At 36.1% G+C, this 24,747-nt stretch carries 27 protein-coding genes and 1 pseudogene; 7 read left to right on the top strand and 21 right to left on the bottom strand.

Features of this window, described 5'->3' with window-relative positions; translation table 11 throughout:
• Positions 1-49 precede the first annotated feature (49 nt).
• Positions 50-1,016 (top strand): annotated as a pseudogene (locus MKX67_RS00970) (zinc-dependent alcohol dehydrogenase family protein).
• Positions 1,017-1,261: 245 nt separating this feature from the next.
• A complete protein-coding gene (locus tag MKX67_RS00965) occupies positions 1,262-1,996 on the top strand; it encodes an SDR family oxidoreductase (protein WP_095371091.1) in 735 nt (244 codons plus the stop codon).
• A 303-nt stretch (positions 1,997-2,299) separates the two neighbouring features.
• Here the strand turns inward: MKX67_RS00965 and MKX67_RS00960 are convergent, their stop codons facing one another.
• From MKX67_RS00960 to sigY, 7 genes are all read right to left on the bottom strand, one after another.
• Positions 2,300-2,776 carry a DinB family protein gene (locus MKX67_RS00960; protein WP_322910590.1) on the bottom strand — a complete coding sequence of 159 codons (477 nt, stop codon included), beginning with the start codon at positions 2,774-2,776 and terminating at the stop codon, positions 2,300-2,302.
• A 235-nt stretch (positions 2,777-3,011) separates the two neighbouring features.
• Positions 3,012-3,752, bottom strand: a complete 741-nt coding sequence (locus tag MKX67_RS00955) for a type II CAAX endopeptidase family protein (protein WP_322910591.1) — start codon at positions 3,750-3,752, stop codon at positions 3,012-3,014.
• A gap of 333 nt (positions 3,753-4,085) precedes the next feature.
• On the bottom strand, positions 4,086-4,865 hold the full coding sequence (locus tag MKX67_RS00950; protein ID WP_322910592.1) for an ABC transporter permease subunit: 780 nt from the start codon (positions 4,863-4,865) through the stop codon (positions 4,086-4,088).
• Positions 4,862-5,767 carry an ABC transporter ATP-binding protein gene (locus tag MKX67_RS00945; protein WP_095371096.1) on the bottom strand — a complete coding sequence of 302 codons (906 nt, stop codon included), beginning with the start codon at positions 5,765-5,767 and terminating at the stop codon, positions 4,862-4,864. The genes MKX67_RS00950 and MKX67_RS00945 overlap by 4 nt, the downstream gene beginning before the upstream one ends.
• Positions 5,767-5,970 (bottom strand): PLD nuclease N-terminal domain-containing protein, encoded by a 204-nt coding sequence (locus tag MKX67_RS00940; RefSeq protein ID WP_095371097.1) that lies wholly within the window; start codon positions 5,968-5,970, stop codon positions 5,767-5,769. The genes MKX67_RS00945 and MKX67_RS00940 overlap by 1 nt, the downstream gene beginning before the upstream one ends.
• A 297-nt stretch (positions 5,971-6,267) precedes the next feature.
• Positions 6,268-6,612, bottom strand: a complete 345-nt coding sequence (locus MKX67_RS00935; protein WP_322910593.1) for a YxlC family protein — start codon at positions 6,610-6,612, stop codon at positions 6,268-6,270.
• A complete protein-coding gene (gene sigY / locus MKX67_RS00930) occupies positions 6,599-7,129 on the bottom strand; it encodes an RNA polymerase sigma factor SigY (RefSeq protein ID WP_095371100.1) in 531 nt (176 codons plus the stop codon). The genes MKX67_RS00935 and sigY overlap by 14 nt, the downstream gene beginning before the upstream one ends.
• Before the next feature lie 824 nt (positions 7,130-7,953).
• Here sigY and MKX67_RS00925 point away from each other — a divergent pair.
• From MKX67_RS00925 to MKX67_RS00905, 5 genes are all read left to right on the top strand, one after another.
• Positions 7,954-8,652, top strand: coding sequence for a response regulator transcription factor (locus MKX67_RS00925; protein WP_095371101.1), 699 nt, complete (start codon positions 7,954-7,956; stop codon positions 8,650-8,652).
• A 1-nt stretch (position 8,653) separates the two neighbouring features.
• Positions 8,654-9,595, top strand: coding sequence for a sensor histidine kinase (locus MKX67_RS00920; protein ID WP_322910594.1), 942 nt, complete (start codon positions 8,654-8,656; stop codon positions 9,593-9,595).
• A gap of 157 nt (positions 9,596-9,752) precedes the next feature.
• Positions 9,753-10,952 (top strand): MFS transporter, encoded by a 1,200-nt coding sequence (locus MKX67_RS00915; RefSeq protein ID WP_322910595.1) that lies wholly within the window; start codon positions 9,753-9,755, stop codon positions 10,950-10,952.
• A gap of 16 nt (positions 10,953-10,968) precedes the next feature.
• A complete protein-coding gene (locus MKX67_RS00910; protein WP_322910596.1) occupies positions 10,969-11,892 on the top strand; it encodes an ATP-binding cassette domain-containing protein in 924 nt (307 codons plus the stop codon).
• Positions 11,885-12,580 carry an ABC transporter permease gene (locus MKX67_RS00905; RefSeq protein ID WP_095371105.1) on the top strand — a complete coding sequence of 232 codons (696 nt, stop codon included), beginning with the start codon at positions 11,885-11,887 and terminating at the stop codon, positions 12,578-12,580. The genes MKX67_RS00910 and MKX67_RS00905 overlap by 8 nt, the downstream gene beginning before the upstream one ends.
• A 1,502-nt stretch (positions 12,581-14,082) precedes the next feature.
• Here MKX67_RS00905 and MKX67_RS00900 read toward each other — a convergent pair.
• The 14 genes from MKX67_RS00900 to rpsM form a co-directional block, all read right to left on the bottom strand.
• Entirely contained in the window at positions 14,083-15,042 is a 960-nt protein-coding gene (locus tag MKX67_RS00900) for a hypothetical protein (RefSeq protein ID WP_322910597.1), read from the bottom strand.
• Between the two features lie 99 nt (positions 15,043-15,141).
• Positions 15,142-15,576: a hypothetical protein gene (locus tag MKX67_RS00895; RefSeq protein WP_322910598.1), complete on the bottom strand. Its 435-nt coding sequence runs from the start codon at positions 15,574-15,576 to the stop codon at positions 15,142-15,144.
• The gene (locus tag MKX67_RS00890) at positions 15,537-16,037 is read right to left on the bottom strand and encodes a peptidoglycan recognition family protein (RefSeq protein WP_322910599.1); all 501 of its coding nucleotides are present in this window, start codon (positions 16,035-16,037) and stop codon (positions 15,537-15,539) included. The genes MKX67_RS00895 and MKX67_RS00890 overlap by 40 nt, the downstream gene beginning before the upstream one ends.
• Before the next feature lie 283 nt (positions 16,038-16,320).
• The gene (rpsI, locus tag MKX67_RS00885) at positions 16,321-16,713 is read right to left on the bottom strand and encodes a 30S ribosomal protein S9 (RefSeq protein ID WP_095371191.1); all 393 of its coding nucleotides are present in this window, start codon (positions 16,711-16,713) and stop codon (positions 16,321-16,323) included.
• Positions 16,714-16,735: 22 nt separating this feature from the next.
• On the bottom strand, positions 16,736-17,173 hold the full coding sequence (gene rplM, locus MKX67_RS00880) for a 50S ribosomal protein L13 (protein ID WP_095371192.1): 438 nt from the start codon (positions 17,171-17,173) through the stop codon (positions 16,736-16,738).
• A gap of 203 nt (positions 17,174-17,376) precedes the next feature.
• A complete protein-coding gene (gene truA / locus MKX67_RS00875) occupies positions 17,377-18,138 on the bottom strand; it encodes a tRNA pseudouridine(38-40) synthase TruA (RefSeq protein WP_322910607.1) in 762 nt (253 codons plus the stop codon).
• A 9-nt stretch (positions 18,139-18,147) separates the two neighbouring features.
• Positions 18,148-18,945 (bottom strand): energy-coupling factor transporter transmembrane component T, encoded by a 798-nt coding sequence (locus tag MKX67_RS00870; protein ID WP_095371194.1) that lies wholly within the window; start codon positions 18,943-18,945, stop codon positions 18,148-18,150.
• The gene (locus tag MKX67_RS00865; protein WP_095371195.1) at positions 18,945-19,811 is read right to left on the bottom strand and encodes an energy-coupling factor ABC transporter ATP-binding protein; all 867 of its coding nucleotides are present in this window, start codon (positions 19,809-19,811) and stop codon (positions 18,945-18,947) included. Before MKX67_RS00865 ends, MKX67_RS00870 begins: the two co-directional genes overlap by 1 nt.
• The gene (locus MKX67_RS00860) at positions 19,787-20,626 is read right to left on the bottom strand and encodes an energy-coupling factor ABC transporter ATP-binding protein (RefSeq protein WP_289435098.1); all 840 of its coding nucleotides are present in this window, start codon (positions 20,624-20,626) and stop codon (positions 19,787-19,789) included. The genes MKX67_RS00865 and MKX67_RS00860 overlap by 25 nt, the downstream gene beginning before the upstream one ends.
• A gap of 407 nt (positions 20,627-21,033) precedes the next feature.
• A complete protein-coding gene (locus MKX67_RS00855) occupies positions 21,034-21,903 on the bottom strand; it encodes a hypothetical protein (RefSeq protein ID WP_322910600.1) in 870 nt (289 codons plus the stop codon).
• A gap of 536 nt (positions 21,904-22,439) precedes the next feature.
• Entirely contained in the window at positions 22,440-22,802 is a 363-nt protein-coding gene (gene rplQ, locus MKX67_RS00850; protein WP_095371198.1) for a 50S ribosomal protein L17, read from the bottom strand.
• 52 nt (positions 22,803-22,854) lie between these two features.
• Complete coding sequence (locus MKX67_RS00845; protein ID WP_095371199.1) at positions 22,855-23,799, bottom strand: DNA-directed RNA polymerase subunit alpha; 945 nt, start codon at positions 23,797-23,799, stop codon at positions 22,855-22,857.
• Between the two features lie 170 nt (positions 23,800-23,969).
• Entirely contained in the window at positions 23,970-24,359 is a 390-nt protein-coding gene (rpsK, locus tag MKX67_RS00840; protein ID WP_095371200.1) for a 30S ribosomal protein S11, read from the bottom strand.
• A 22-nt stretch (positions 24,360-24,381) separates the two neighbouring features.
• A complete protein-coding gene (rpsM, locus tag MKX67_RS00835; RefSeq protein ID WP_095371201.1) occupies positions 24,382-24,747 on the bottom strand; it encodes a 30S ribosomal protein S13 in 366 nt (121 codons plus the stop codon).

Genomic DNA, 24,747 nt, shown 5'->3' with positions numbered 1-24,747 from the left:
TATTAGCGCCATAGCAATGTTGAGATTATGGAAAAGGAGAATTACTGTTTTGGAAGCAAAGTGTATTAAGTTCTATGAATTTGGTAATCCCGAAGACGTACTAAACTCCTAAGGATAATGAAGTGCTGGTACGTATGATAGCAAGACCAATGAACCCTTCTGATTTAATTCCCATTAAAGGTGCATATTCTCACCGTATTCCGTTACCTAATATTCCTGGTTATGAGGGCGTAGGTATTGTAGAAGAGGTTGGTCCATTAGTATCTCAAAACCTTATTGGTAAGCGTGTCTTACCTTTACGAGGTGAAGGTACTTGGCAAGAGTTTGTGAAAACAACAGCAGACTTTACCGTGCCGATACCGGATTCTATTGATGACTTTACAGCTGCTCAGATGTATATAAACCCAATAACAGCCTGGGTGATATGTGTGGAAGAATTAAAATTAAGGCCAAATGATGTCTTATTGGTAAACGCATGTGGTTCTTCGATTGGGCATATTTTTGCTCAATTATCTAAAGTAATAGGCTTCCGATTAATAGCTGTAACAAGAAATGAGAAATACTCAAAAGATTTACTAAGACTCGGTGCTTCTTATGTTATAAACACCTCTGTCAGCCCATTGCATGAAACAGTGATGGAATTAACCAATGGACTCGGGGCCAAAGCAGCCATTGATTCAATAGGAGGTCCTGCAGGCACTAATTTAGCATTTAGCGTTCACCCAACTGGAACCTTTTTAACTATAGGACTATTATCAGGAATTCAAGTAGACTGGGCACAAATCATAAATAAGGCAAAAGTAAACGCCAAAATATTTCATTTACGACATTGGAATAATAGAGTTTCGATAAGTACTTGGCAAGAAACATTTAATCACCTGATAGCCTTAATCACTAATAAAAAGTTAAAACTCCAGAATGCAGATGCTCAATTCGACTTGATAAAAGTAAAAGAAGCAGTCAATTTTGTAGAGTCTTATCGAAATCGTAAAGGAAAGGTTTTTCTAATCAACTGATAAGTATTGAATCTAAAAAAGGGTCGAATGAACAACAACGTTCATTCGACTCTTTTCATTATGACAATGCACTTGAAGGACTACTTGTATTTTTTATTATTTCTCATATGTTGAATAAGACCCAATATAATCAATACGACAAAGCCACTAATAGATACCAATAAATTGACCTAAAAAGAAGGAAATAGTTATTTGGATAAATAATACTGTCTAGAGTAACCATGTAAAGAGAGGGGCTATAATAAGTGCTTAAAACTAAGAAAGTAATCGTAACAGGAGCGGCTTCTGGAATAGGGAAAGAAATTGTTAAACAATGCTTACATGAGGGAGTTTCAGTAATTGCATGCGATATTAATGAACATTCTTTATATGAATTAAAAGAATCCATGGCTAATCACTATGTTCTACATACATATCAGTTAGATGTAAGTAACTATGAAGAGGTCGCTAAATTCTTTGAACATGTTGAAGAAGCACATACAGATGTAGATGGATTAGTAAATAATGCAGGGGTGTATTTGGCGAAAAACATACTGGATTATCAAGTAGATGAAATGGATAAAGTCTTGGATATAAACGTTAAAGGGTTTATTTATTTCTCACAAATGTTCGGTAAAAAGTTGCTTCAAAGCAAGCGCCCGGGAGTTATTGTTAATATGTCTTCCGTATCTGGAATGGAAGGCAGTTCAGATGCAATTTATGGGTTATCAAAAGCTGCTATATTAGGTTTAACTAAAAGCTGTGCATTAAATTTCTCACCATATATCCGAGTAAATGCTGTTGCTCCTACTATGGTTACTACTCCAATGATGGATACGATTCCTGATTGGAGAAAAGAGAATTATCTAAAACAGCAACTCATTCATACACCTGTCCTCCCTGTAGATGTGGCTGATACTGTTGTCTTCTTATTATCAGATAGAGCAAAGCATTATACGGGGGCAACTTTCGATATAAATAATGGTGGATATCTAAGGTAGTTACACTTCTTGATGAGAAATGCGTTTGTTAAAGAAGGTCCTATCGTCATGTTTGTAATTTTCTCTATGAACTAATAGTAACTTCATAGAGCCTCTTTTGTCTGACTGAATTGCTCAACCCCGTTTGTGAAGGAAAAAGTTTATCTCACCAAGCATGAAACAACTTTTGGCTTTACTACATTTTTTACAGCGTTTATTTTCCACAAAAAAACAAAGGGGCTGCATAAGCTACCTCTTTGTTTCCACTTGATGCCGACTTTCTTAGGAAGAGCCTTTCCTTCTACACCAGTTTCCTTTAAGGGTTTATATCGCTTCATGCAAATATAAACATTTTTTTATGTCATTTATAGCTTGCAAATGTATTCCCTCGTGAAAGATGGTCCGAATTAACACTTGTTCAATCGTTCGCATCCCCATTTCAGTGGGAGAAAATAATTCTTCTAAACGATGTCCATAGCTCTCCTTCAACCTCTTAGGTTGTTCCTCCAACAATTTTTTTAGTTCGATATAAGAAGGTGTCTCCATAGAAAAATTATCCGGTGTTGTACCATATCCAAACCATTTTCGGAAAGATTCTGGAGCCTCCGTTTTCTCCTTTGTTAAAGTCTCAATCCATAAATACTGATCTAGATATACGTGTCCCATATTCCATCTAATATTATTATTAAAATGGTTGGGTACAATCTCAGCTGCCTCTGCACTTACCCCACTTATACTATCCAATAAATCTTGTCGATAAGCTTCTAACTGATTAAAAAGTACCAATTGACCTTCTTTCATGACTCTTCTCCTTTTTGTGTATTATTTAATATAATTAGTTCGGCATTTAATATATTTTTCCTCCTAAAACTAACTTGACATTAAAAAAAGGAAACATAGGGCGATTCCTTTTATCATTCAAGTGAGAAAATGAATATTGAATCCTGTTACGTTTCCCCTTTGTTTCATCTAACACCTACTCCAAATTTTTTAGTTACAAGCTGCCATAACAGTAATTAGGGGTAACATCCCTCACTCATTTCGCAACAGCATGACCTTGATCACCTAATTTAGCAAGATAATCAATTAAGAAGTGTAAAATAATTAGTGGAATAATTGATCCTAAAACAATATATAGGCAAGAAAATAAAAAACCTATAATAGTAGTTCTTACAACTCCTACCCAAACCCCTTGATAGGTATGTGCTAATCCAAATATAAAAGATGCGGCAATAATGACTCCCCATATTGATAAATCAGGAAATAAATAGGATAGTGCAAAAATTAAGAAACCTCTATAAAGAACTTCTTCGGTTATCCCCGCACTCAATGATACAAAATTCCACACTTTTTTCTCTTTATCATTAACTGGCAATATCGGAGTAAACTCATAATTCTCCATTTCCCCCGCTTTTTTTATGGATAGTTCACGCCTAATCTTAGAACTTAAATAATAACCAATTATATAGTACAAAACTAAACAAAGATAAAATACTCCTAAGGTTAAAATGATGTAACTGAAAACAGTACCTAAAACAGAAGTATTAAGTTTCAGTGATGTGAATCCTATTTGCCCTAAAGACAGTTCTGTCAGTAAAACCAGGCCAAGCATGAAAATGATGGGTATCCATAATCCATATATTATTTTGTAGTAGTACTTTAATCTTGCATGCTCTTTTATCCGTACATCCTTTTTAAATTTCTGAAAGTCTAAGTATCCAACAATCGGATCATAAAGCAATAAGGTAATTAAAATAAGCCAAAATCCAATTTCCATAATTTATCCTCCTTGATAGATTGTGAATTAATATTAACAACTCACGTTACGTGAGATACAAGAGGAAATTTAATATTAGGTAAATGAATTGTACTTAGATTGGATGATTTAAAAATGACATTAATACCCTCCTTGCTCCTCCCCTGTTGTTACATGCTCTTGCAAGATTGCACAATATAATTATTTACCCTTGATTCTAGAGCCCTTCAAATCCTTAATTAGACTTAAAAAAACTCCTTGCTCATTAAGAACAAAGAGGGTTAACATTGATATAACAAGTTTATACCATTTTGCGAAGTGTTATATGGATAAAAATGTATGAAAAAGGATTTTTTATTCCAATAAGTCTTTTCGCTTAAATATTTGTACAGATGCGATGAGTACGACGATAATAATAGCAATAGTTGTAATAAAAGCTAACAAGAAACTAGAATCTAGTTTTCCTGACAGCAAGACCTGTCCTGTGTGCTCAGTCATCGTGGCCGGACTCCATTTCATATACTTTCCTAGAAGGGATGTAACTGTCGAAATGGCAAAGACCACAAATATTGTAACAAAAGCAACTCCTCCATTTCCTTTCATTATCGTACTAAAAAAAAGCGTCAATGTAACAACAAAAACTAACCATATGCTATAGATCACTACACTTTGAAAAACGCGCTCAAAAGCGACTGTTTCAATGAGTAAACTCGTATAATACCAAGAAGCTACATATCCAATAAGCAATGAAACGAATGTAATTGTAAGTAACCCAGCCCATTTAGATAATATATATGAGGAATAAGAAACTGGTTTAATCATGACCATAGCTGCTACTCCACTTTGTTTTTCTTCGGAAACGATACCCATTGCACTCAAAACAAGAATAAGTACACCGAGCATCCCATAATTAGATAGAACATTCATTAATACTTCTGCCCCTGTTGGAGTAGGCATTTCAAGGATTGTACCTTCTGGAAGACCCCCAAAAGTGTCCAAAATCTCCGGCATATAATACGAACTAACCGGCTGCATAACACCTAGCAAAATAAACACAATTGGAATCCATAAAATTTTATAATTCCGCACCATTTCCGTTATTTCTTTTTGATAAAGAACAGTCCATTGCGTCATGCCTTCACCACCTTGACAAATAAATCTTCTAATGTTGTTTGAGAAATCTCGAACTTACGAATCGGAAGTTTTCTATCCACGATATCTTTTAATAATGTTTGCTTTCCATTTACCATATCTTTTAATACGATGCTGGTTTTATTACCTTGAATGTCTACTTCAGATACAAAGCTATAACTCGCTATGCTCTTTAGCCAATCAACAGCCGGTGATTCGAATTCGATTTGTAAAATAGGTTGCCGATATTCCTCCATTACCCTTCCCAGGCTACCTGATATCGCAATTTCCCCAGCATGCATGATAAGAATGTCATCACTTATTTCTTCTGCATCGTGAAGGACATGAGTTGAGAAAAGAATAGTTGTTTCCTCTTTAATCTCTCTCATCATGTCCAACACTTCCCGTCTCCCAAGTGGGTCGAGTGCAGAAACAGGCTCATCTAAAATAAGTAATTTCGGACGATGAATGAGTGCCTGTGCCAATCCGAGGCGCTGCTTCATTCCACCAGAATAACCCCCTATTTTCCTTTTCTTTGCATTCGTTAGACCCACTCGTTCAAGTAATTCCTCACTCCGTTTTTCTGCTTCCTTACGATTCATTTTTGCCAATTGTCCTGCGAAAACAAGAAACTCCTTTCCGCTCATCCAATTATAGAAAGCAGGATATTGAGGTAAATACCCAATATACGGCCTTAAATCCTTTGGTTTTCCCCCTTTAAAATCAATACTACCTGAAGTCGGTGCCAACAATCCGGATAGCATTTTTAATGTTGTTGTTTTTCCTGCTCCATTTGGTCCAAGTAATGAAACGCACCTGCCTTCTTCAATATGAAAATTGATTCCTTTAACAGCATTCGTATTTCCAAAACTTTTTACTAAATCGCTTGCCTTTAATAATTCCATTAATCATTTCTCCTTCCAACAACGAAATAAAGCACTGGCCCTATTATGCCGATAAAGAGAATAACAAGAATCCACAACCATTTTGGTCCGTTCGTTTTTTCTTCTTTAATACAAGAAACTAATGCGATAATCATAAGAATTAATTGTAAGACAATAATTGGCGCAAACGCTCCCCATGGGATTCCATTTAACAGTTCATTCATTTTTTCTCCTCCAAACTGTTTATTTATCCTTAATACGATTACGTTTGCCTATTCGTTCACTCACGAAAAAAAAATCTCAGGAATTTGATCCTGAGACCTTTCTTTTAAATATTTTCCTTGCAAAAATAAGATAGATAATAAGATACGTTGGAAATTGAATAAGACCTAAGAATCCCCATAGCCAAGCATTGTGTCCTCTCTTTCGCGCGTCCCAAAACATCCACGAGCTCTGGCAAATCAGAATGAACGCAATCACGAGCCATAACCAAAGCGATATGCTACTTAGTTCATTTGAGTTCATTCATTACTGACCTTCTTTCTAGTTTTGTTAAGAGCGACGGGCAGTAAGATAATCCCCACAAGCTGAAAATAAAGAAAAAGAATTGGCTGGCGATAAACGACAGCAATCACAACTGAAAGCACTAATACTGCAACAGAGATAAACGTGAGAAGGTCTTTCCATTGTTTTTTTCGTATTCTTTTTTTCTCTAATTCAACATTCTGTTGAAACCATTGTAAGTTTGGAGTAGATACTGGATTCCATTGGTCCAGTTTTTCTAAACCATCTGTTAATTGCTTAACCGTTAATTCATCTTCATCATCCAACATAGAATTACTATTTTTAGAATCATTCTCCTTCAAGATCAGCCAACTCCTTTCGTACATTTTTTAGACCATTTGACACTCGAGATTTTACTGTTCCTTCTGCTAGACCCATCATTTTCCCAATTTCCCCATATGAATATCCGTAATAATGCTTTAATACGATTGGCATACGTATTTCTTCATCAATTTGGGCAAGTATATCAAGTACATCTGCCCATTCTTCATTCATATTTGCTACATTCCATTTCATTTTTCGGAGCGCTTGTTCGTGCTCTAGCCAGTTTTTCTCCAGCTTCTTTCTCCGCTGTTGATCGATGAAAAGGTTCGTTGCGATCGTGATGAGCCATGAGGAAAACTTGGATTCACCATTATACAGTTGGATTTTTTCAATACACTTCACCATCGTCTCTTGCGTTAAATCTTCTGCGACTTGTGGATGAAGGGTAACTTTCATTAAATACTTTACGAGAAACGAATAATTCTGTTGTAGCAGTTTCGAAAGCGCCAATGTATCTCCTTTTTTCGCCTTTTGAATTAAATCCTTTTCATCCATGAGATCTACTCCATACAATAATAATCTATATGTAATACGATTAACTGGGAGAAATCGTTCATTTTTAAAATAAAGAATTACAAAAAACATTTAGCCACAGTATTTGTCAAATGACTTGAAAGTATATATTAGACCATAAACCAAAGTATTGTTGCTCATTCAACGAGTTTAGATAATTGTTCAATTATTATAGTGTGATTAAACTACTCACATACTTTGCTTAAGTATGTCCCTCTTTAACTAACCTTCCCCCCTAGTTGAATAAGCCTTAGAATTTCATTGAATTAAAATAACTCAATTTGCAATGAGTTCATATTCCAATAATAGATTAACTCTAATAATCATACCTTTAAACAACAGATACAAAAGCTACCTTGAAGAAAAAGGGAGTTGTTTCTCCCTTTAAAATATAACCCCTTTCAGGCTAGTAAACCTGTTGTCACTATTTACTATTAAGCACTTTGATACCTTTTCATTTCCATCTTCAACTAATCTCTTTATAACGTTAATATCTTCCATCAAGTATGTTATCACACCACTTGAATGCTAATTTGAACACCTCGCGTCGATAAAGGAGTGATAAGTACTATATTTCCGAGTACTATTATTCTACCAAAGGTTAGTTATAGAGAAATATGGTCACACCCCTTCAATAAGGTAGTGTTTTCCCCCTAACGCAAAAACATTTGATAAATAAAAATAAGTGTGTCTTTCGCATTAAGGTACGCATGTAAAGGGGAGGAATGTCTTTCAAATTATAGAATAAAAATATAAGTTACCTTTTATAACATTGAAAACACTTGTAAGTTAGTAAGGAGGATAAGATGCCATACCGTATATTACTTATTGATGATGACCCTTCTATCAGTGAAATGTTAGAGAAATTTCTATCAAAGGAAGGATATTTTGTTTTAACAGCTTTTAACGGAGAAGAGGGATTAGCCCTTTTTTTAAGTGAAGATATTGATTTAATCGTCATTGATATTATGATGCCAAAATTAGATGGTATTGAAGCGATAAAGTTGATTCGAGAGAGGAGCACTATACCAATATTAATCATTTCAGCGAAAGACACTGATGTTGATAAGGCATTGGGCTTGGGATTTGGAGCTGATGATTATTTATCTAAACCATTTTCACTTGTAGAATTTTCAGCAAGAATTAAAGCAAGTATTAGAAGGGTAACTAAATATGCAAATGATACCGAACCAATACTCCATCAAATCTTTACTTTTGGTCAACTTACTGTGGACTTACATAATTATTCTGTAAATAAGGAAAATGAAGAAATTAAACTAACATCAAAGGAATTTGAATTGCTGAAGTTATTTATCACCAATCAAAACCGGGTTTTTACAAAGGATGATTTGTATAACCTTGTTTGGCAACAACATTATTTCGGAAATGACAACGTTATTAATGGTCATATTCGCAGGTTAAGAGAAAAGATTGAAGATGAACCATCCAACCCCAAATATATAAAAACATTATGGGGAATTGGCTACAAATGGGTGAGTAACTAACATGACTATTTTATACATCGGCACAACTGTCATTTTGGTAGCTATCATTTACGCTCAATATCAAATGAGTAGAACAAGAACAAAACATTTGCGTGAAATTCATAATAAGTTACATCGAATCGTCAACCAATCATCAGATGAAGTTATATTGTTATTTACAGATGACAAAGAATTGATTGATATTACAGTGGATTTGAACCGGCTTTTAGAAAAGCATAAAAAAGCTTTAGCAAATTATACAAACACTAAATGGTCAATGAAGAAAATGATTTCAAATATTTCACATGATATAAAAACTCCCTTAACAGTCACATTAGGTTATGTAGAAATGATTCAGATGGATTCTGAGTTGGATCCTGAAGAAAGACATTTAATCCTCACCAAAATTCATGACAAATCTGTAGAAGTGATTACTCTAATTGACAAATTTTTCAATTTGGCAAAATTAGAGTCAGGGGATAAGGAGGTCCCGCTTACGCGCATAAGAATAAATGATATCTGCCGCAAAAGTCTCCTGGAATACTATGATATTTTCAACAAAAAAGGCATTGATGTCCACATCGACATTCCAGATAAACCCATTTATGTGTTAGGGAACATTGAAGCACTTAAACGCATTTTAACTAATCTCATATCAAATGCAATCGTGCATGGTGGGGATGGGAAGATGATTGGCTTGAAGATTAGAATAAATGAAGACGACATTTACATCGATGTGTGGGATAAAGGAAAGGGCATAGATGAGCCATACCAGGACCGAGTCTTTGAAAGGCTGTATACGCTAGAGGATTCACGGAATAAATCTTATCAGGGCAGCGGTCTTGGACTTACAATAACAAAGCGACTTGTAGAAAAATTAGGAGGTACGATACAAATTAACAGTAAACCTTGGCAAAAAACCGTTTTTTCCTTCTCGTTAAAACGCTCGAATGAACAAAATTAACTTGATTGATCATTAAGACATTACTTTCCTTTATGGTAAAAACTATATTGTTTTTTCATTTATTTTCCAACTTAAGAAATTCTTAAGGATTAATTAATGGAAAACGAAACTTTGCTCCTTAGACTGTAAGTAAGATACAAAGAAAGGAGCAGTTTGGATGTCTAGAAATGCACAGAGAAAACTAGTTATTTTGATGGTTAATATGTTCATTGCGAATGCAAGTTTTGGCATTATTATTCCGATCTTACCAGAATACCTCCAATCTATTAATCAAGGAGGAACAGCTGCGGGATTATTAATCGCCTTTTTTGCTGGTGCACAATTATTCTTTTCTCCAATTGCGGGAAAGTGGGCTGATCAATATGGAAGAAGAAAAATTATCATCTATGGATTGGGTACATTGTCCATTTCCATGTTTGTGTTTTATGTGACAGATATTATTTGGATTCACTATTTTTCCCGTGTCATTGGCGGTCTTGGAGCTGCTATGCTCATTCCAGCGATTTTTGCGTATATAGCAGACATTACAACAATGGAACAACGTGCCAAAGGTCATAGTTTTCTATCAGCTGCCATGTCACTTGGCATCGTTATTGGACCTGGAATCGGTGGCTTTCTTGCACATGCCGGCCTCAAAATTCCATTTTTAGTCGCAGCCATTAGCTCTATAACAGCAGTCATTTTTTCCTTTTTATTATTGGAAGAAAGTAAGAAACAAGAATATGAATCTCCAAAAGACATAAAGTCAAAGGAGTCAATTGGAACAAAATTAGCTCAATCGGTTAAATTACCCTACTTCATCCCTCTTCTCATCTCATTAGTTATGAGCTTTGGATTAGTCGGATATGAATCGATTCTCTCTCTCTTTATGGAGGATCAGTTTGATGCATCTCCACAGCAAATTGCAATTATGATTACTTCAACAGGATTAGTTAGTGTCCTCGTGCAATTACTCTTCGTAGAAAAAATCGTTCGAAAATTAGGGGAATTAAAGACCATTCATTTATTTTTAGGTCTAGCGGCAGTTGGTTTCTTCCTATCATTAATAGTAAATCAATTTTATCTATTTTTTGGAATTACATTAATCATTTTCCTTGCGACATCGATTTTGAGACCAGTAGTTAATGCACTTATTTCAAGACTTGCAGGAGAAAATCAAGGATTTGCGATGGGATTGAACAATGCATATATGAGTTTTGGCAACATATTAGGTCCAACAATTGCAGGAGTTGTTTATGATGTGAATGTTTTTTATCCATTTATATTAAGTACTGTTTTCATTGTAGTGACAATTATTATTACAGGCGGTTGGCAAAAATACATGACCAGTAAACAAACCGAATTCGTTAAGGAATGAAGGGAGGAACAGATTCATGAATAGAATTATAGAAACCCGTGAATTAACAAAGGTTTTTAATGAAAAAGAGATCATCTCTAATGTGAATATTACGGTTAATAAAGGAGAAATTTATGGTTTTTTAGGACCAAACGGTGCCGGGAAAACGACAGTGATGAAGATGGTCGCAAATTTAATCAAACCGACTCGTGGGGAAATAGATTTATTTGAAAAGGCATTATCATCTAATTCCTATCAAGTTTTAGGCAAGATAGGGGCAATTATTGAACAACCGGTCTTTTATGAGAAGCTAAGTGCAAGAAAAAATTTAGAACTTCACTGCGAATATATGGGATATCATAATAAGAATGCTGTTGACGAATCATTAGAGATGGTCAAGTTGACAAACACTGGAGCTAAGCCAGTAAAGGAATTTTCAATGGGAATGAAGCAAAGATTGGCAATCGCACGAGCAATCATGACAAAACCTGAATTACTTATACTAGATGAACCGATTAATGGATTAGATCCTGTTGGCATTAAAGAGATAAGGAAATTGTTTAAAAAGCTAAATAAAGAATATGGAATAACCATTTTTATCTCAAGTCATATTCTAGCAGAAATTGAACATATTGCTGATAAGATTGGCGTTATAATACAGGGAAAGCTAATGGAAGAAATTCCGATGGAAAAAGTCAGAGAAAATAATAAAGACTATATAGAAATCGTGACCAAAGATTCCGCAAAAGTAGCTTTGATACTAGAACACCATTTAAAGATTACAAATACTAAGATGCTAGATTCACTAACCATACGCGTTTATGATTTGGGAGTACCCCAAGGTGTCATTTCAGAAGTCCTATTTAAACACGGAGTAGTGATTGAATCTATTTATCATAAAAGCAGTTCATTAGAGGATTACTTCTTTACCTTATTGAATGGTGGTGGAGTCAGTGCTTAAGCTTATGAAATTAGAAATGCAAAAATTTGAAATAACAAAGTATGTGAAAGGTGCGCTAATTGCCAATATTGTCATCCTTTTTCTAATATGTCTAATCGCTTATGTTGAAACGAATCAAGGAATTCAGGTCATGACAAGTCATTATATGGCTATGGAGATAATAGAAACAATCATAAGAGTCACATTTATCATTTTTGCGGCTGTACTTTTGTCTCAAATTGTTATAAGTGAGTATAAAAATAAGACCATTAATGTCCTTTTTATGTATCCTATTAAACGAAGAACCATTCTAATAGCAAAGTTACTTGTAACGGTTTTGTTTACTTTCTTTGCTATTATCTTCTCTTTTATTATAGTGGGAAGCGGATTTTACTTGTTTAATTCTTTTACAAATGTTATTCCTGAACCGTTAAGTGCCACAATCATTATCAATTCCTTTGGAAAGGTAGTATTCAATGCATTGGCTGCGAGCTTAATTAGCTTAATTCCACTTTACTTTGGATTAAAAAAATATTCAGTCCCAGCTACAATCGTTTCAGCCTTCTTTGTCTCTCTAATCATAAGTCAAAATATAAATGGCTTTTCATTATATTCAATTATTATCATACCTATTACTCTCTCGTTAATAGGATTAGCAACTGCTATTATTGTCATTAAAAATATAGATAATGGAGATATTATCACTTAATAAGGGACCCGAAGCTTGGGAGGATACGTCCTTAAGGATAGATGAACCTATTCAATTTACCCAGTTTTAAGGTACCCCAATGAAATATAAAGTAAATTTGACGGGCTCCTTCTCTGATATCGAGAACCTAACTTTCCAATAATTCAAATAAAAAAGCTATTTATAAGAGATAAAACACTATATCGAGTTCAGAGTTTTCTTTTGCCTCTCTTCCTAACAACACTCCAAGCTAATAAAACTCATTGATAATTTGATGTGAGTTACTTCGATAAGGTCACGATATTTAAATATGCTTCACCTCTAATTATACTAATTTTTATACTGGCTCTGCATTAAAAGAAAAATCTCTTAAAAAATTCCTTTTCTACTAAACCTCTCCGTTAGTAGAATTAGGATTAATATATGCCTTTGCCATAACCATCCTTTTTTACTATGTATGAGTTTCAATATAAAGGATATGATGAGCAGCATAATTATTTTAATCCAAGGATTAGGAATAAATGTGAGTATTTGTTGGATTTTTATCTAAAAGGACTTTAGAACTTTAACATAGTAATATTATAGTTAGAAATGGGGTAATTATATTTTAAATTTGAGCCTTTAGGTTTTATTGAAAGTGGTGTTACTTATCATATTTCTGCAACTGAGAATAAGGTCACAGTTGTTGCTAAAACAGGAGATTTAAGTATTAAGTGTACCGGAAAAACCTTTAAAGGTACTATCTCAGAAGCAAAGAAAAAAATTAATGAAGAAAACTATTTGAAATCGTAATCCTATCTCATTTGAGAAGAGTTATTTTTTAAAATCATGAAGAAGGAATTTTCACCTCACAAAAGAAGTATATAGTATTATAACTTTTCATATTACAATTTGAGGTGACATCATGATTCTTTCCATAGTAATTAAACTAAATGTAATTGATTGGACATCTATTGCAGCAATATCGACATTTCTAGCTGTTCTTGTTTCTTTATATTTATCTAAGGTAGAGAGAAGAGAACGTATTACTTTGATTGACAGTACTATCGGTGGGGATTATTACGAGAAGTATGGTATTGTGAGGACTATCAAGATACAAAATACGGGTCATAGGGATGTATTAATCGAAGATTTATTTTTTCCCAAGAGATACATTATCAGATTTAATACAACTAATTATTATTAATAAAAGGAACATCTACTATCCGTCTAAATTATTCATTTTGGTTAAATGCCTATTCAGTAAGGAAGGAAGTATACTCTTTACTCCATATGAATTTACCCATTCTGAAGAATATTTAAAAGAAAGTACCAAACTACCAATAGTTTTAAAAAGTTTTCATTCAGCGCAAATTATCATACCTAATACATACTTTAAACATCTTATAAAGAATGATGAAGAAGAAAATACTGTTCCTTTCTTTGTTTTAACTGGGACAGGAAAAAATTCAGAGGAAAAATAACTATCTATAATGGTTAAAGATATTTAAAACTATAAAAGCCCTCAATGAAAGGGCTTTTAACTACATAAAGATATGTTCTAAGAAAAAATTATCCATTTCATCATTATTCTTCGAAAAAACTTCGTGCTCGGCAGAAATTAATTGTCTTAGAATCTCATCTAACTTTGTAGAGTAAGAAATAAGTTCCTGATCATTACTTTTTATACTCGATCCATGTATAATCGTGGACCTAAAACCATAAACTTTCTTTATAAACTTATATAATTCAATTTTTTCATCTTGAGAAGTGCCTATCATAATCCCGACTCTTTCCGATATTCTATGTGTTAAATCAGTTGTTGAAGTACTAAATAAACATTCGAGTGCTGTGCAATAGAAAACTATCTTCATAGGTAAAGCAAAACTTGTTCTAGCTACAAGTGTAAAATAAAAAGCTTTCACTAACCTTCCTGGATCACCACTTTTATAGAAAAGAGATGTATCAGGCAATTTCCCGCCAAAACTTTCCTCATCTACCTCATCTAAAGAAAAAGGAGTATATGTATGAATGGCCTCTTCAATTTCTTTCATTGTGAAAATATCATCAATTTGTTTGCCATCAGCACGCTTGAAAGTCTCTGTTAAAGATGCTTTATAAGTTCGTCCATCTTGGATCTCTTTTTCATATGCAATTAAAAAACCATCCCTTACATAAACCCCATTATCCTTTATCCTCCATAGACTGTTTACAAATTCTTGTGCATCTCTCAAAAATGTAAATGTCATATTTGAGCCCTTATTGTCCATTTCATCGAAAGTTTTTATATCCTTACATACACCATACTTATAAAAATAAACTGTATCATTAAATTCATCAACTGAATGTGACCCTGCAGTCCACCTTAAAAGATCACTATTTAAAATATCATTCCTTTCCTTTTCACCATTTGATATTCTTGTTCCTGGAATGAGTTCCTTACCCTTATTAAGTATGTTTTCTAATTTTAATCTATGAAGAATAGTAATAAATTTGTATTTCAACTTTTTACCCCCAAAATATTTTATATATATTACTATTCTTCAAAGTAAGTTATCCTTCCTTCAATAGTCACGTTTTTTTGTAAAATCCTTACTACTTCCTTAATTCGCTAAGTAATTCAGTATTTTGTCCCGTGTTCCCTTATAATTCTTAATTCCGTATTTAGAAGCAAGCTTTTTTCGATTTGCAAATGAAGAATCAACATTAATTGACTTCAAATAATCAACCACGCTAGTTGTTTTCATATCGCCTTTTTTGGCTGATTTACTCGTTTGAGTTGTACCTTTTTTCTTCATTTTTTCAAGCAATGTTAAGTTTTGTGCTGGAGTGCCTGAATAATTCTTGATGCCGTGCTGAGAAGCAAGTTTCTTTCGATTGTTAAATGAGGAATTGATTCCTTTTGATTTTAGGTAATCAACAATACTACTTCCTTTATATTCCCCTGACGGCTTGGCTGCTGGCTTCGAAACAGGCTTGGAATGCACGGGTTTTGCAACTACTGATTTATTAGCCAAAACAGCCTTGTAATCAAACACTGGGCACTCTTTCCAAGCATATCCACTGAATTCATTGTGTCCTTTAACATATTTAATATGAGGGTATTTTTTTGTAACGTAGCAACTAAGTTGCGCAAGCTTTCCTCTTGTTTTTTTGTAGGTTTTTCACTTCTGAAATCCCCTGTTAAACAGATGCCAATCGCATAATTATTGTGATCACCTACATGATAAGTCCTTAATTCAATGTCATTACAAAATTTGATTGTCCCATCAGGCTCAATTACATAGCTATAACCAATGCTTGGCCAACCGTGTGTATCTACATGATATCTCGCATAGCCTTCAGCATTAGAACCCCCAAGCCCTTGCTTAGTTAAACTATGATGAATGGCTAATGTTGTTTTACCTTTTAAACTCAATACAGGAAATTTTAATCTCGGGTGCCTTTTTACTTCGTTTCTAAAGTCCACAAATTTTGGTATATCTAATAATCCTGCCATTTTATTAACACTCCTTTTATTTTTATGTGGAAATAAAAAAGACTGCCCTATTGGACAGCCTTATAATTTATCTCCTTTTTCTAACCAAGCCTTTTGTTGTTTAGCCTTTCAATAATGAATGTATATACTCATGTCTCAAAAACAATGTCTCAAAAAACCGCTGAAAACTTCCTTAAATTTATGGAATTAGAATAAATTAGGTCAAAATTAGGTCAAAAGCTATTTTTCTCATCAAAAAAGACCCTTGAACAAAACTGTTCGAGGGTCTTGAAACGTTGGTATATTAACGTTTTGAGAACTGAGGTGCACGACGAGCGCCTTTAAGACCGTATTTTTTACGTTCTTTCATACGAGCGTCACGTGTTAATAGTCCAGCGCGTTTTAGTGTTGGACGGTATTCTGGATCAGCTAGAAGTAACGCACGAGCGATACCGTGGCGGATTGCGCCAGCTTGACCAGTGTATCCACCACCTTTAACATTTACAAGAATGTCGTAGCTTCCTACTGTTTCAGTAGCTACTAGTGGTTGTTTAACAACTTCACGTAAAGCTGCAAACGGGATATATTCATTGATTTCACGACCATTGATAACGATTTTACCGTCGCCAGGGACTAAACGTACGCGAGCTACTGAGCTCTTACGGCGACCAGTACCAGTATATTGAACCTGTGCCAAGTTAATAACCTCCCCTAATTAATTATCCACGAAGTTCGTAAACTTCTGGTTGTTGTGCTTGGTGCGCATGTTCGCTACCAGCGTAAACATGTAATTTTTTAAACATTTGACGACCAAGAGAGTTCTTTGGAAGCATGCCTTTAATAGCAAGCTCTAACATGCTCTCAGGGTAGTTTGTACGCATTTCATTAGCAGTTCTAGTTTTTAAACCACCAGGGTGCATGCTGTGGCGGTAGTAAATTTTATCAGTAAGCTTCTTACCAGTTAATTCGATCTTAGAAGCGTTCAAGATAATTACATGATCACCAGTATCCACATGTGGTGTATAAGTTGGTTTATGTTTACCACGTAGAATTGATGCTACTTCACTAGCAAGACGTCCAAGAGTTTTGCCTTCAGCATCAACTACGTACCATTTACGTTCGATATTGTTTGCATTCGCCATAAACGTTGTACGCATCGGTTTTCCCTCCTAAATTAAATCCATTATAATCATTTTTGGTTTCATATATTCTTACACAATAAGATTCCGGGGCTTATCGTGGTTTTAATAATAATACCATATGCTATAATATAACTTTACCAGCTGATTGTCAAGTCGATGTTACACCTGGATTAGTTGTTTTAAGAATTTTTTCTCGCAAATCCAGCAAATGACGCTCTTTACTTATCATTAGCAATATTTTCATCGTAATAGACTTGCCATAAATACAGGCCATGACCAGGTGCCGTTTTCCCAGCAAAGATACGGTTTTTCTTCGCTAAAATCTTCTCTATTTCATGTGGCTCTCGCTCGCCCTTACCAACCTCAAGTAAGGTCCCCATTAAGATGCGAATCATATTATAAAGAAACCCGTTACCAACAAAACGGAACAGTAGCTCATCATCATGTTCCTCAATATAAATCCCATAGATGTTCCGCACGCGATCTTCCACTTCAGACCTTGCTGAACAAAAGCTTGTAAAGTCATGTTCTCCTAATAAATACGGGATGGCTTTGCGCATACATTCCACATCTATTGGAAAGGAATACTGATAAGCATAATGCCGCAAAAAAGGGTTGCTTTTCTTCGTGCGTATTAATCGGTAGCGATACTCCTTACCTATAGCATGATATCGCGCATGGAAGTCCTCTGCTACATAGGCCGCTTCCTCTACTACAACATCATTCGGCAGAATAGAATTCAATGCAGCTGGCCACCGCTCCTCAGGCAACTGCAAAGGACTATCGAAGTGAATTACTTGACCCACCGCATGAACACCAGCGTCCGTGCGGCCAGAAGCAACAACTTTCACTTCACTGCCCTTATGCAGCTTCGTAAGTGCTGTTTCTAGCTCCCTCTGGACAGTCCGTTTATTCGGTTGTACTTGATAGCCCGCAAAGCCTGTGCCATCGTAAGCGATAATACATTTGATTCTCATGATTTGCCCTCTTTATGTTCTAAATATAATTAACAATATCGTTAAAGCCAAAAGCAATAACAACATCAATGTATCAATTCCGCTCCACACAAGCTTACGATACCTTGTCCGTCCATCGCCTCCACGATAACCACGTGCCTCCATTGCTGTGGCAAGCTCCTCTGCTCGTTTAAATGAACTCACAAACAGCGGAATCAGTAGTGGAATAATGGCCATCACACGGTCTTTTACAGGGCCTGAGGAGAACTCCACGCCTCTTGCTGATTGTGCCTTCATAATTTTATCTGTTTCCTCCATGAGCGTCGGAATAAACCTTAAGGCGATAGACATCATTAGGGCGAGCTCATGCACCGGAAACTTCAACTTCTTAAGTGGGCCTAACAAACTCTCTAAACCGTCTGTAATCGCAATAGGGGCTGTTGTTAACGTTAGGATCGATGTGATTAAGATTAATAGGAAAAAGCGTAAAGAGATAAAAATCCCTTGTCTCAAGCCTTCCTCGTAAACTTTAAACCATCCTAATTCAAAAATAATCGGTCCTTCTCTTGTTAAAAAGATATGCATCAAGAACGTAAAAATAATCAAAATGAAGACGAGTTTTAAGCCGCCAAATACAAAGCGCATCGGCACTTTCGACATCGCTAGCATTAATAAGGTATAGACAACAAGGGCACCATACGTAATCGCATTATTAGCGATAAAAACAACACATACGAATAAAAGAACGATAATGAGTTTGGAACGCGGGTCCATTCGGTGAATCACTGAATCAGCTGGAACATAGCGTCCAAAAATCATTTTTTCCATCATTAGGCTTCACCTCTCTTTAAAAAGCGAGGCATTTCTTGACTGATTTCCTCTATTGTTAAGCATGTTTTAGCAAACTTATAGCCGAATGTTTTCTCTAGCTTTTGCTGGAACTTCACAACCTCTGGTACGTCTAAGCCCATTTTTATCAATTGCTCCGGGTCAGAGAAAATCTCGAGTGGTGTGCCCACTTTATAGACTTCACCTTTATGCATAATAGCAATCTTATCCGCATAGCGTGAGGCATCCTCCATACTATGCGTTACAAGAATCGTAGATAAATTCCGCTCTTTATGAAGCTGATAAAACATATCCATAATTTCTTTGCGCCCACGAGGATCTAAGCCAGCTGTTGGTTCATCAAGCACAATGACATCAGGATGCATCGCTAATACACCAGCAATGGCAACTCGGCGCATTTGTCCACCAGAAAGATCGAACGGCGATTTTTGTAAAATCGACTCATCTAGGCCCACTTGTTTAATTGCTTCATGCGCTCGCCTTTTTGCTTCTTCTTCATTCACACCGAAATTCATCGGACCAAAACAAATATCCTTCTCTACAGTTTCTTCAAATAGTTGATGCTCAGGAAATTGAAACACAATCGCTACTTTTTGGCGTATCGCTTTTAAGCCCTTCTGTTTCTTTTCAGAAGTAATCGTTCTCTCACCAATAACAACTTCGCCCGCTGTAGGTTTCAGTAATGCATTTAAATGTTGTAGGACGGTCGATTTCCCAGAACCAGTATGTCCTATTAAAGCGAGAAATGTGCCTGATGGAATATCTATAGACACATCTTGAATCGCTAATCTTTCAAACGGCGTATTGACCTGATAGCGATATTCTACATTTTTGAGTGAGATGTCCATAATTCTTCCACCAATTCTTCTTCAGATAAATGATGCTTAGATACTGGGATATTTAAGCCTTTTAACATTTTGCTCATTTTCACAGGGAATGGAATATCAAGTCCTAACGAAATCAACTCTTCATCTAATTGGAAAATATCTTCCGGACTACCTTCCCGATAAAGCTGTCCTTTATTCATCACAATCATGCGATCAGCCTTTGCTGCTTCTTCTAAATCATGTGTGATGGAAATAACAGTCATTTCTTGCGATGCTTTTAACTGCCTAATCGTCTCTAACACCTCTTCACGACCACGCGGGTCTAACATAGAGGTCGCTTCGTCCAAGACAATGATATTTGGCCTAAGCGCTAGAACCCCTGCAATGGCCACACGCTGCTTTTGGCCACCTGATAAATGGTGCGGCTCTTGATCAAGAAACTGTTCCATTTTCACACTCTCCAGCGCGTTATGGACACGCTTAATCATTTCCTCTCTCTCGATGCCGTGATTTTCTAAACCAAAAGCCACATCATCCTGTACAGTCGTACCAACAAACTGGTTATCGGGATTTTGAAAAACCATCCCAATTTTATCTCGTATGTCCCAAACCGTTTCTTCTGATAGCAGCAAACCATCTACCGTAATACTGCCTTCCTTGGGGAAATTCAAGCCATTTAAAAGCTTAGCCATCGTTGACTTGCCTGATCCATTATGACCAACAATCGCCAACCATTCCCCTTCATATATATCAAACGTCACATCTTTCAACGCATAATCCGCATTCTCATCATATTTAAAAGAAAGATTCCTTATCTGTACGAGGGAATTCTTCATACTCATCTACTCCTCTCCAACCTCTGCTGCTCTCAACTCTACTAAAAACAAACCTAAAAATCTAACGTCTAAATTTTATTAGAAAACTGTGCGATTGGCAAGCCTTTAAGGCGACGACAGAGACCTAGTTGCTCTTATACTTCGTTCTTTCTTTTGACAGGCCTCATAGCTATTATTCTTCTCTGCTTGTCAAAAGATAATTGCTCTGAAGTGATTGAAAAATGGGCGATTGGCAAGCCCGTTAAGACGATGACAGAGTCTTAGTTGCTCTTATACTTCACTCTTTCTTCTAACTCACTTCATCGCTATTCTTCAATGCTATCAATAGGTCACGGCTCTGAAGTGATAGAAAACCAATTCTTAATCGTACTAATATCACTGGCTTGCATTCAGAATGGTGAATGTGTTTATTTATTCTTTATGCACAAGTCTTGCTTCTTTACTAGTTTTTGCGCAATTCCAATGTTTACGCGTAATTCCTTGGTTTTCTTTGCCACCTTTTGCGCGATTCCACCCTTTACGCGCAATTCCTTGGTTTTCTTTACTACCTTTTGCGTGATTCCATCATTTACGCGCAATTCTTTAGCTTTCTTTACTACTTTTTGCGCGCTTTCACCCTTTACGCGCAATTCTTTAGCTTTCTTTACTACTTTTTGCGCGCTTCCATCGTTTACGCGCAGTTCCTTAGCTTTCTTTACTACTTTTTGCGCGCTTTCACCCTTTACGCGCAATTCCTTAGCTTTCTTTACTACTTTTTGCGCGCTTTCACCCTTTACGCGCAATTCCTTAGCTTTCTTTACTACTTTTTGCGCGTTTCCATCGTTTACGCGCAATTCCTTAGCTTTCTTTACTACCTTTTGCGCGTTTCCACCTTTTACGCGCAGTTCTTTGTCTTTCTTTACTACTTTTTGCGCGTTTCCATCGTTTACGCGCAATTCCTTAGCTTTCTTTCCTACCTTTTGCGCGCTTTCACCCTTTACGCGCAATTCCTTAGCTTTCTTTCCTACCTTTTGCGCGCTTTCACCCTTTACGCGCAATTCTTTAGTTTTCTTTACTACCTTTTGCGCGTTTCCACCTTTTACGCGCAGTTCTTTGTCTTTCTTTACTACCTTTTGCGCGATTCCACCCTTTACGCGCAATTCTTTGCCTTTCTTTCCTACCTTTTGCGCGATTCCACCCTTTACGCACAATTCTTTGCCTTTCTTTCCTACCTTTTGCGCGCTTTCACCCTGTGCATGCAGTTCTTCACTTTCCCCATATCTTTTACGCGTTTTCACGTATATAAGTAATTCTTCTTTTTTCCCTTACCTGTATGCGCACCGACCATACATACCCACGTACTCTGCCACTAATTATGCTATTGAATAAGGAGTTACAAAAATTCTATTAACTAAAACTTAGGGGCAAAACAAAAATTTCTCTTTATATAATAAAAAAGCCGCCATTATTGATGGCGAGCTACTATGTATATGGAGTTCTATCCTATCTGCAACTATCTCCATAACAAAGGCTCATTAATAATTGCCTTGGCAATGGTTGTTTTTAAAAAAGCCTGCATCCTCATCCTAGTAATACAGGCATTCCTGTATGGACGAGTAAAGCAAATGGATGAAGATGCAAAGAGCTAGACGTAACACCTCAATATTACGGATGTCCATCGTAACACTCAAAATGGTTTTGCTCATTGGCTTTAGGGGTATCCCTATTTAAAGAAAGAGGGCATTGAATAAGTTCCAATGAAACCATTCAGGCGCCCTCAATCTGCACATGAATCCCAAAGGTTAGGTTATCCTAATCTAAGAAGATACGTTTATTATACTAATTCGATGATTACCATTGGTGCTGCGTCGCCACGACGAGGACCGATTTTCATAATACGAGTGTAACCACCTTGACGCTCTTCATAACGAGGAGCAATATCACTGAACAATTTTTGAACAGCATCTTGGTTTTTCTCAGCATCAGCTACTTCATGACGAACATATGCAGCTGCTTGGCGACGAGCGTGAAGATCTCCACGTTTACCAAGAGTGATCAATTTTTCAACTACTGAACGAAGTTCTTTAGCACGAGCTTCAGTTGTTTCAATACGCTCATTGATGATTAAATCTGTTGATAAGTCACGTAGCATCGCTTTACGTTGAGCGCTAGTGCGTCCTAACTTTCTGTATCCCATGAAAGTTTCCCTCCTTTGTTGAAGTCATTAAAGGCTAGATTTCAAAAGACAATCAGTCGTCTTTACGCAAACCTAATCCAAGCTCTTCTAGTTTATGTTTTACTTCCTCTAGAGACTTCCTACCTAAGTTACGTACTTTCATCATATCCTCTTCAGTTTTATTAGCTAACTCCTGAACAGTGTTAATGCCTGCACGTTTTAAGCAGTTGTATGAACGAACAGATAAATCTAGTTCTTCAATTGTCATTTCAAGGACTTTTTCTTTTTGGTCTTCTTCTTTTTCAACCATAATTTCAGCATTTTGAGCTTCATCAGTTAAACCAACAAAGATATTCAAATGCTCAGTTAAGATCTTCGCTCCAAGTGCAACTGCATCTTGAGGGCCAGTACTTCCGTCAGTCCAAACATCAAAAGTCAATTTATCAAAATTACTCAATTGACCAACACGAGTATTCTCAACTTGATATTGTACGCGTGAAACTGGCGTATAAATAGAATCAATAGGAATTACACCGATTGGTTGATCTTCTTTTTTGTTTTGAACAGCTGGTGTATAACCACGACCACGTTTAGCAGTTAGACGCATATGCAAATGACCATTTGAACCAAGAGTAGCAATATGAAGATCCGGATTAAGAATCTCTACATCACTATCATGTGTTACATCTGCAGCAGTAACTACACCTTCGCTTTGAACGTCAATTTCTAATGTTTTTTCTTCATCAGAATAGATTTTCAATGCGAGCTTTTTAATGTTTAAAATGATAGATGTTACATCTTCTACGACGCCTTCAATTGTTGAGAACTCATGAAGTACCCCATCAATTTGGATCGAAGTGACAGCGGCACCTGGGAGTGAGGATAATAGGATACGACGTAAGGAGTTACCCAAAGTTGTTCCATATCCACGCTCAAGTGGTTCTACGACGAACTTACCATACTTAGCATCATCGCTGATCTCAACCGTTTCGATTTTTGGTTTTTCTATTTCGATCATCAAAATACACCCTCCTTCAAAACGTCGAAACCCCGGTTTATTAACCGAAATTCCCCCATGTATACGTTCCCGTTTTGTGCACAACAACTGGAATAATAAATACTGTATAATTCATTTACTTTGTATCATATCCCATTATAGACAGGGATTCAAAAGTTTATACAGATTAATTATACACGGCGGCGTTTTGGTGGACGACATCCGTTATGTGGTACTGGAGTAACGTCTCTGATAGCAGTAACTTCTAGACCAGCAGCTTGTAATGCACGAATAGCAGCTTCACGACCTGCACCAGGTCCTTTAACTGTTACTTCTAAAGTTTTCATACCATGTTCCATAGATGCTTTCGCAGCTGTTTCAGCAGCCATTTGCGCAGCGAAAGGAGTCGATTTACGAGAACCTCTGAATCCTAGCGCACCAGCACTTGACCAAGAAAGAGCATTACCATGAGAATCAGTGATAGTTACGATTGTATTATTGAATGTTGAACGAATATGTGCAATTCCGCTTTCAATATTCTTTTTGACACGACGTTTACGTGTATTAGTTTTACGAGCCATTTTAAGAACCCTCCTTTACCGATTATTTCTTTTTGTTCGCTACAGTCTTACGAGGACCTTTACGTGTACGAGCATTGTTTTTAGTATTTTGTCCGCGAACAGGTAAGCCACGACGGTGACGAAGACCGCGGTAGGATCCGATTTCCATTAGACGTTTGATGTTAAGTGATACTTCACGACGAAGGTCACCTTCAACTTTTAATGAATCGATTTGCTCACGAATTTTGTTTAATTCATCTTCAGTAAGATCGCGTACACGAGTATTCTCGTTTACACCAGCTTCTGCTAGAACTTTTTGAGCAGTTGTTTTACCAATACCATAGATATAAGTTAATGAGATTACTACACGTTTTTCACGTGGTACATCTACACCTGCAATACGTGCCAC

The sequence above is a fragment of the Cytobacillus sp. FSL W7-1323 genome (genome assembly GCF_038595015.1).
Taxonomy (GTDB): Bacteria; Bacillota; Bacilli; order Bacillales; family Cytobacillaceae; genus Cytobacillus; species Cytobacillus kochii.
The sequence above is the reverse complement of the archived record's forward strand: the minus strand, read 5'-3'. Positions and strand labels throughout refer to the sequence as shown.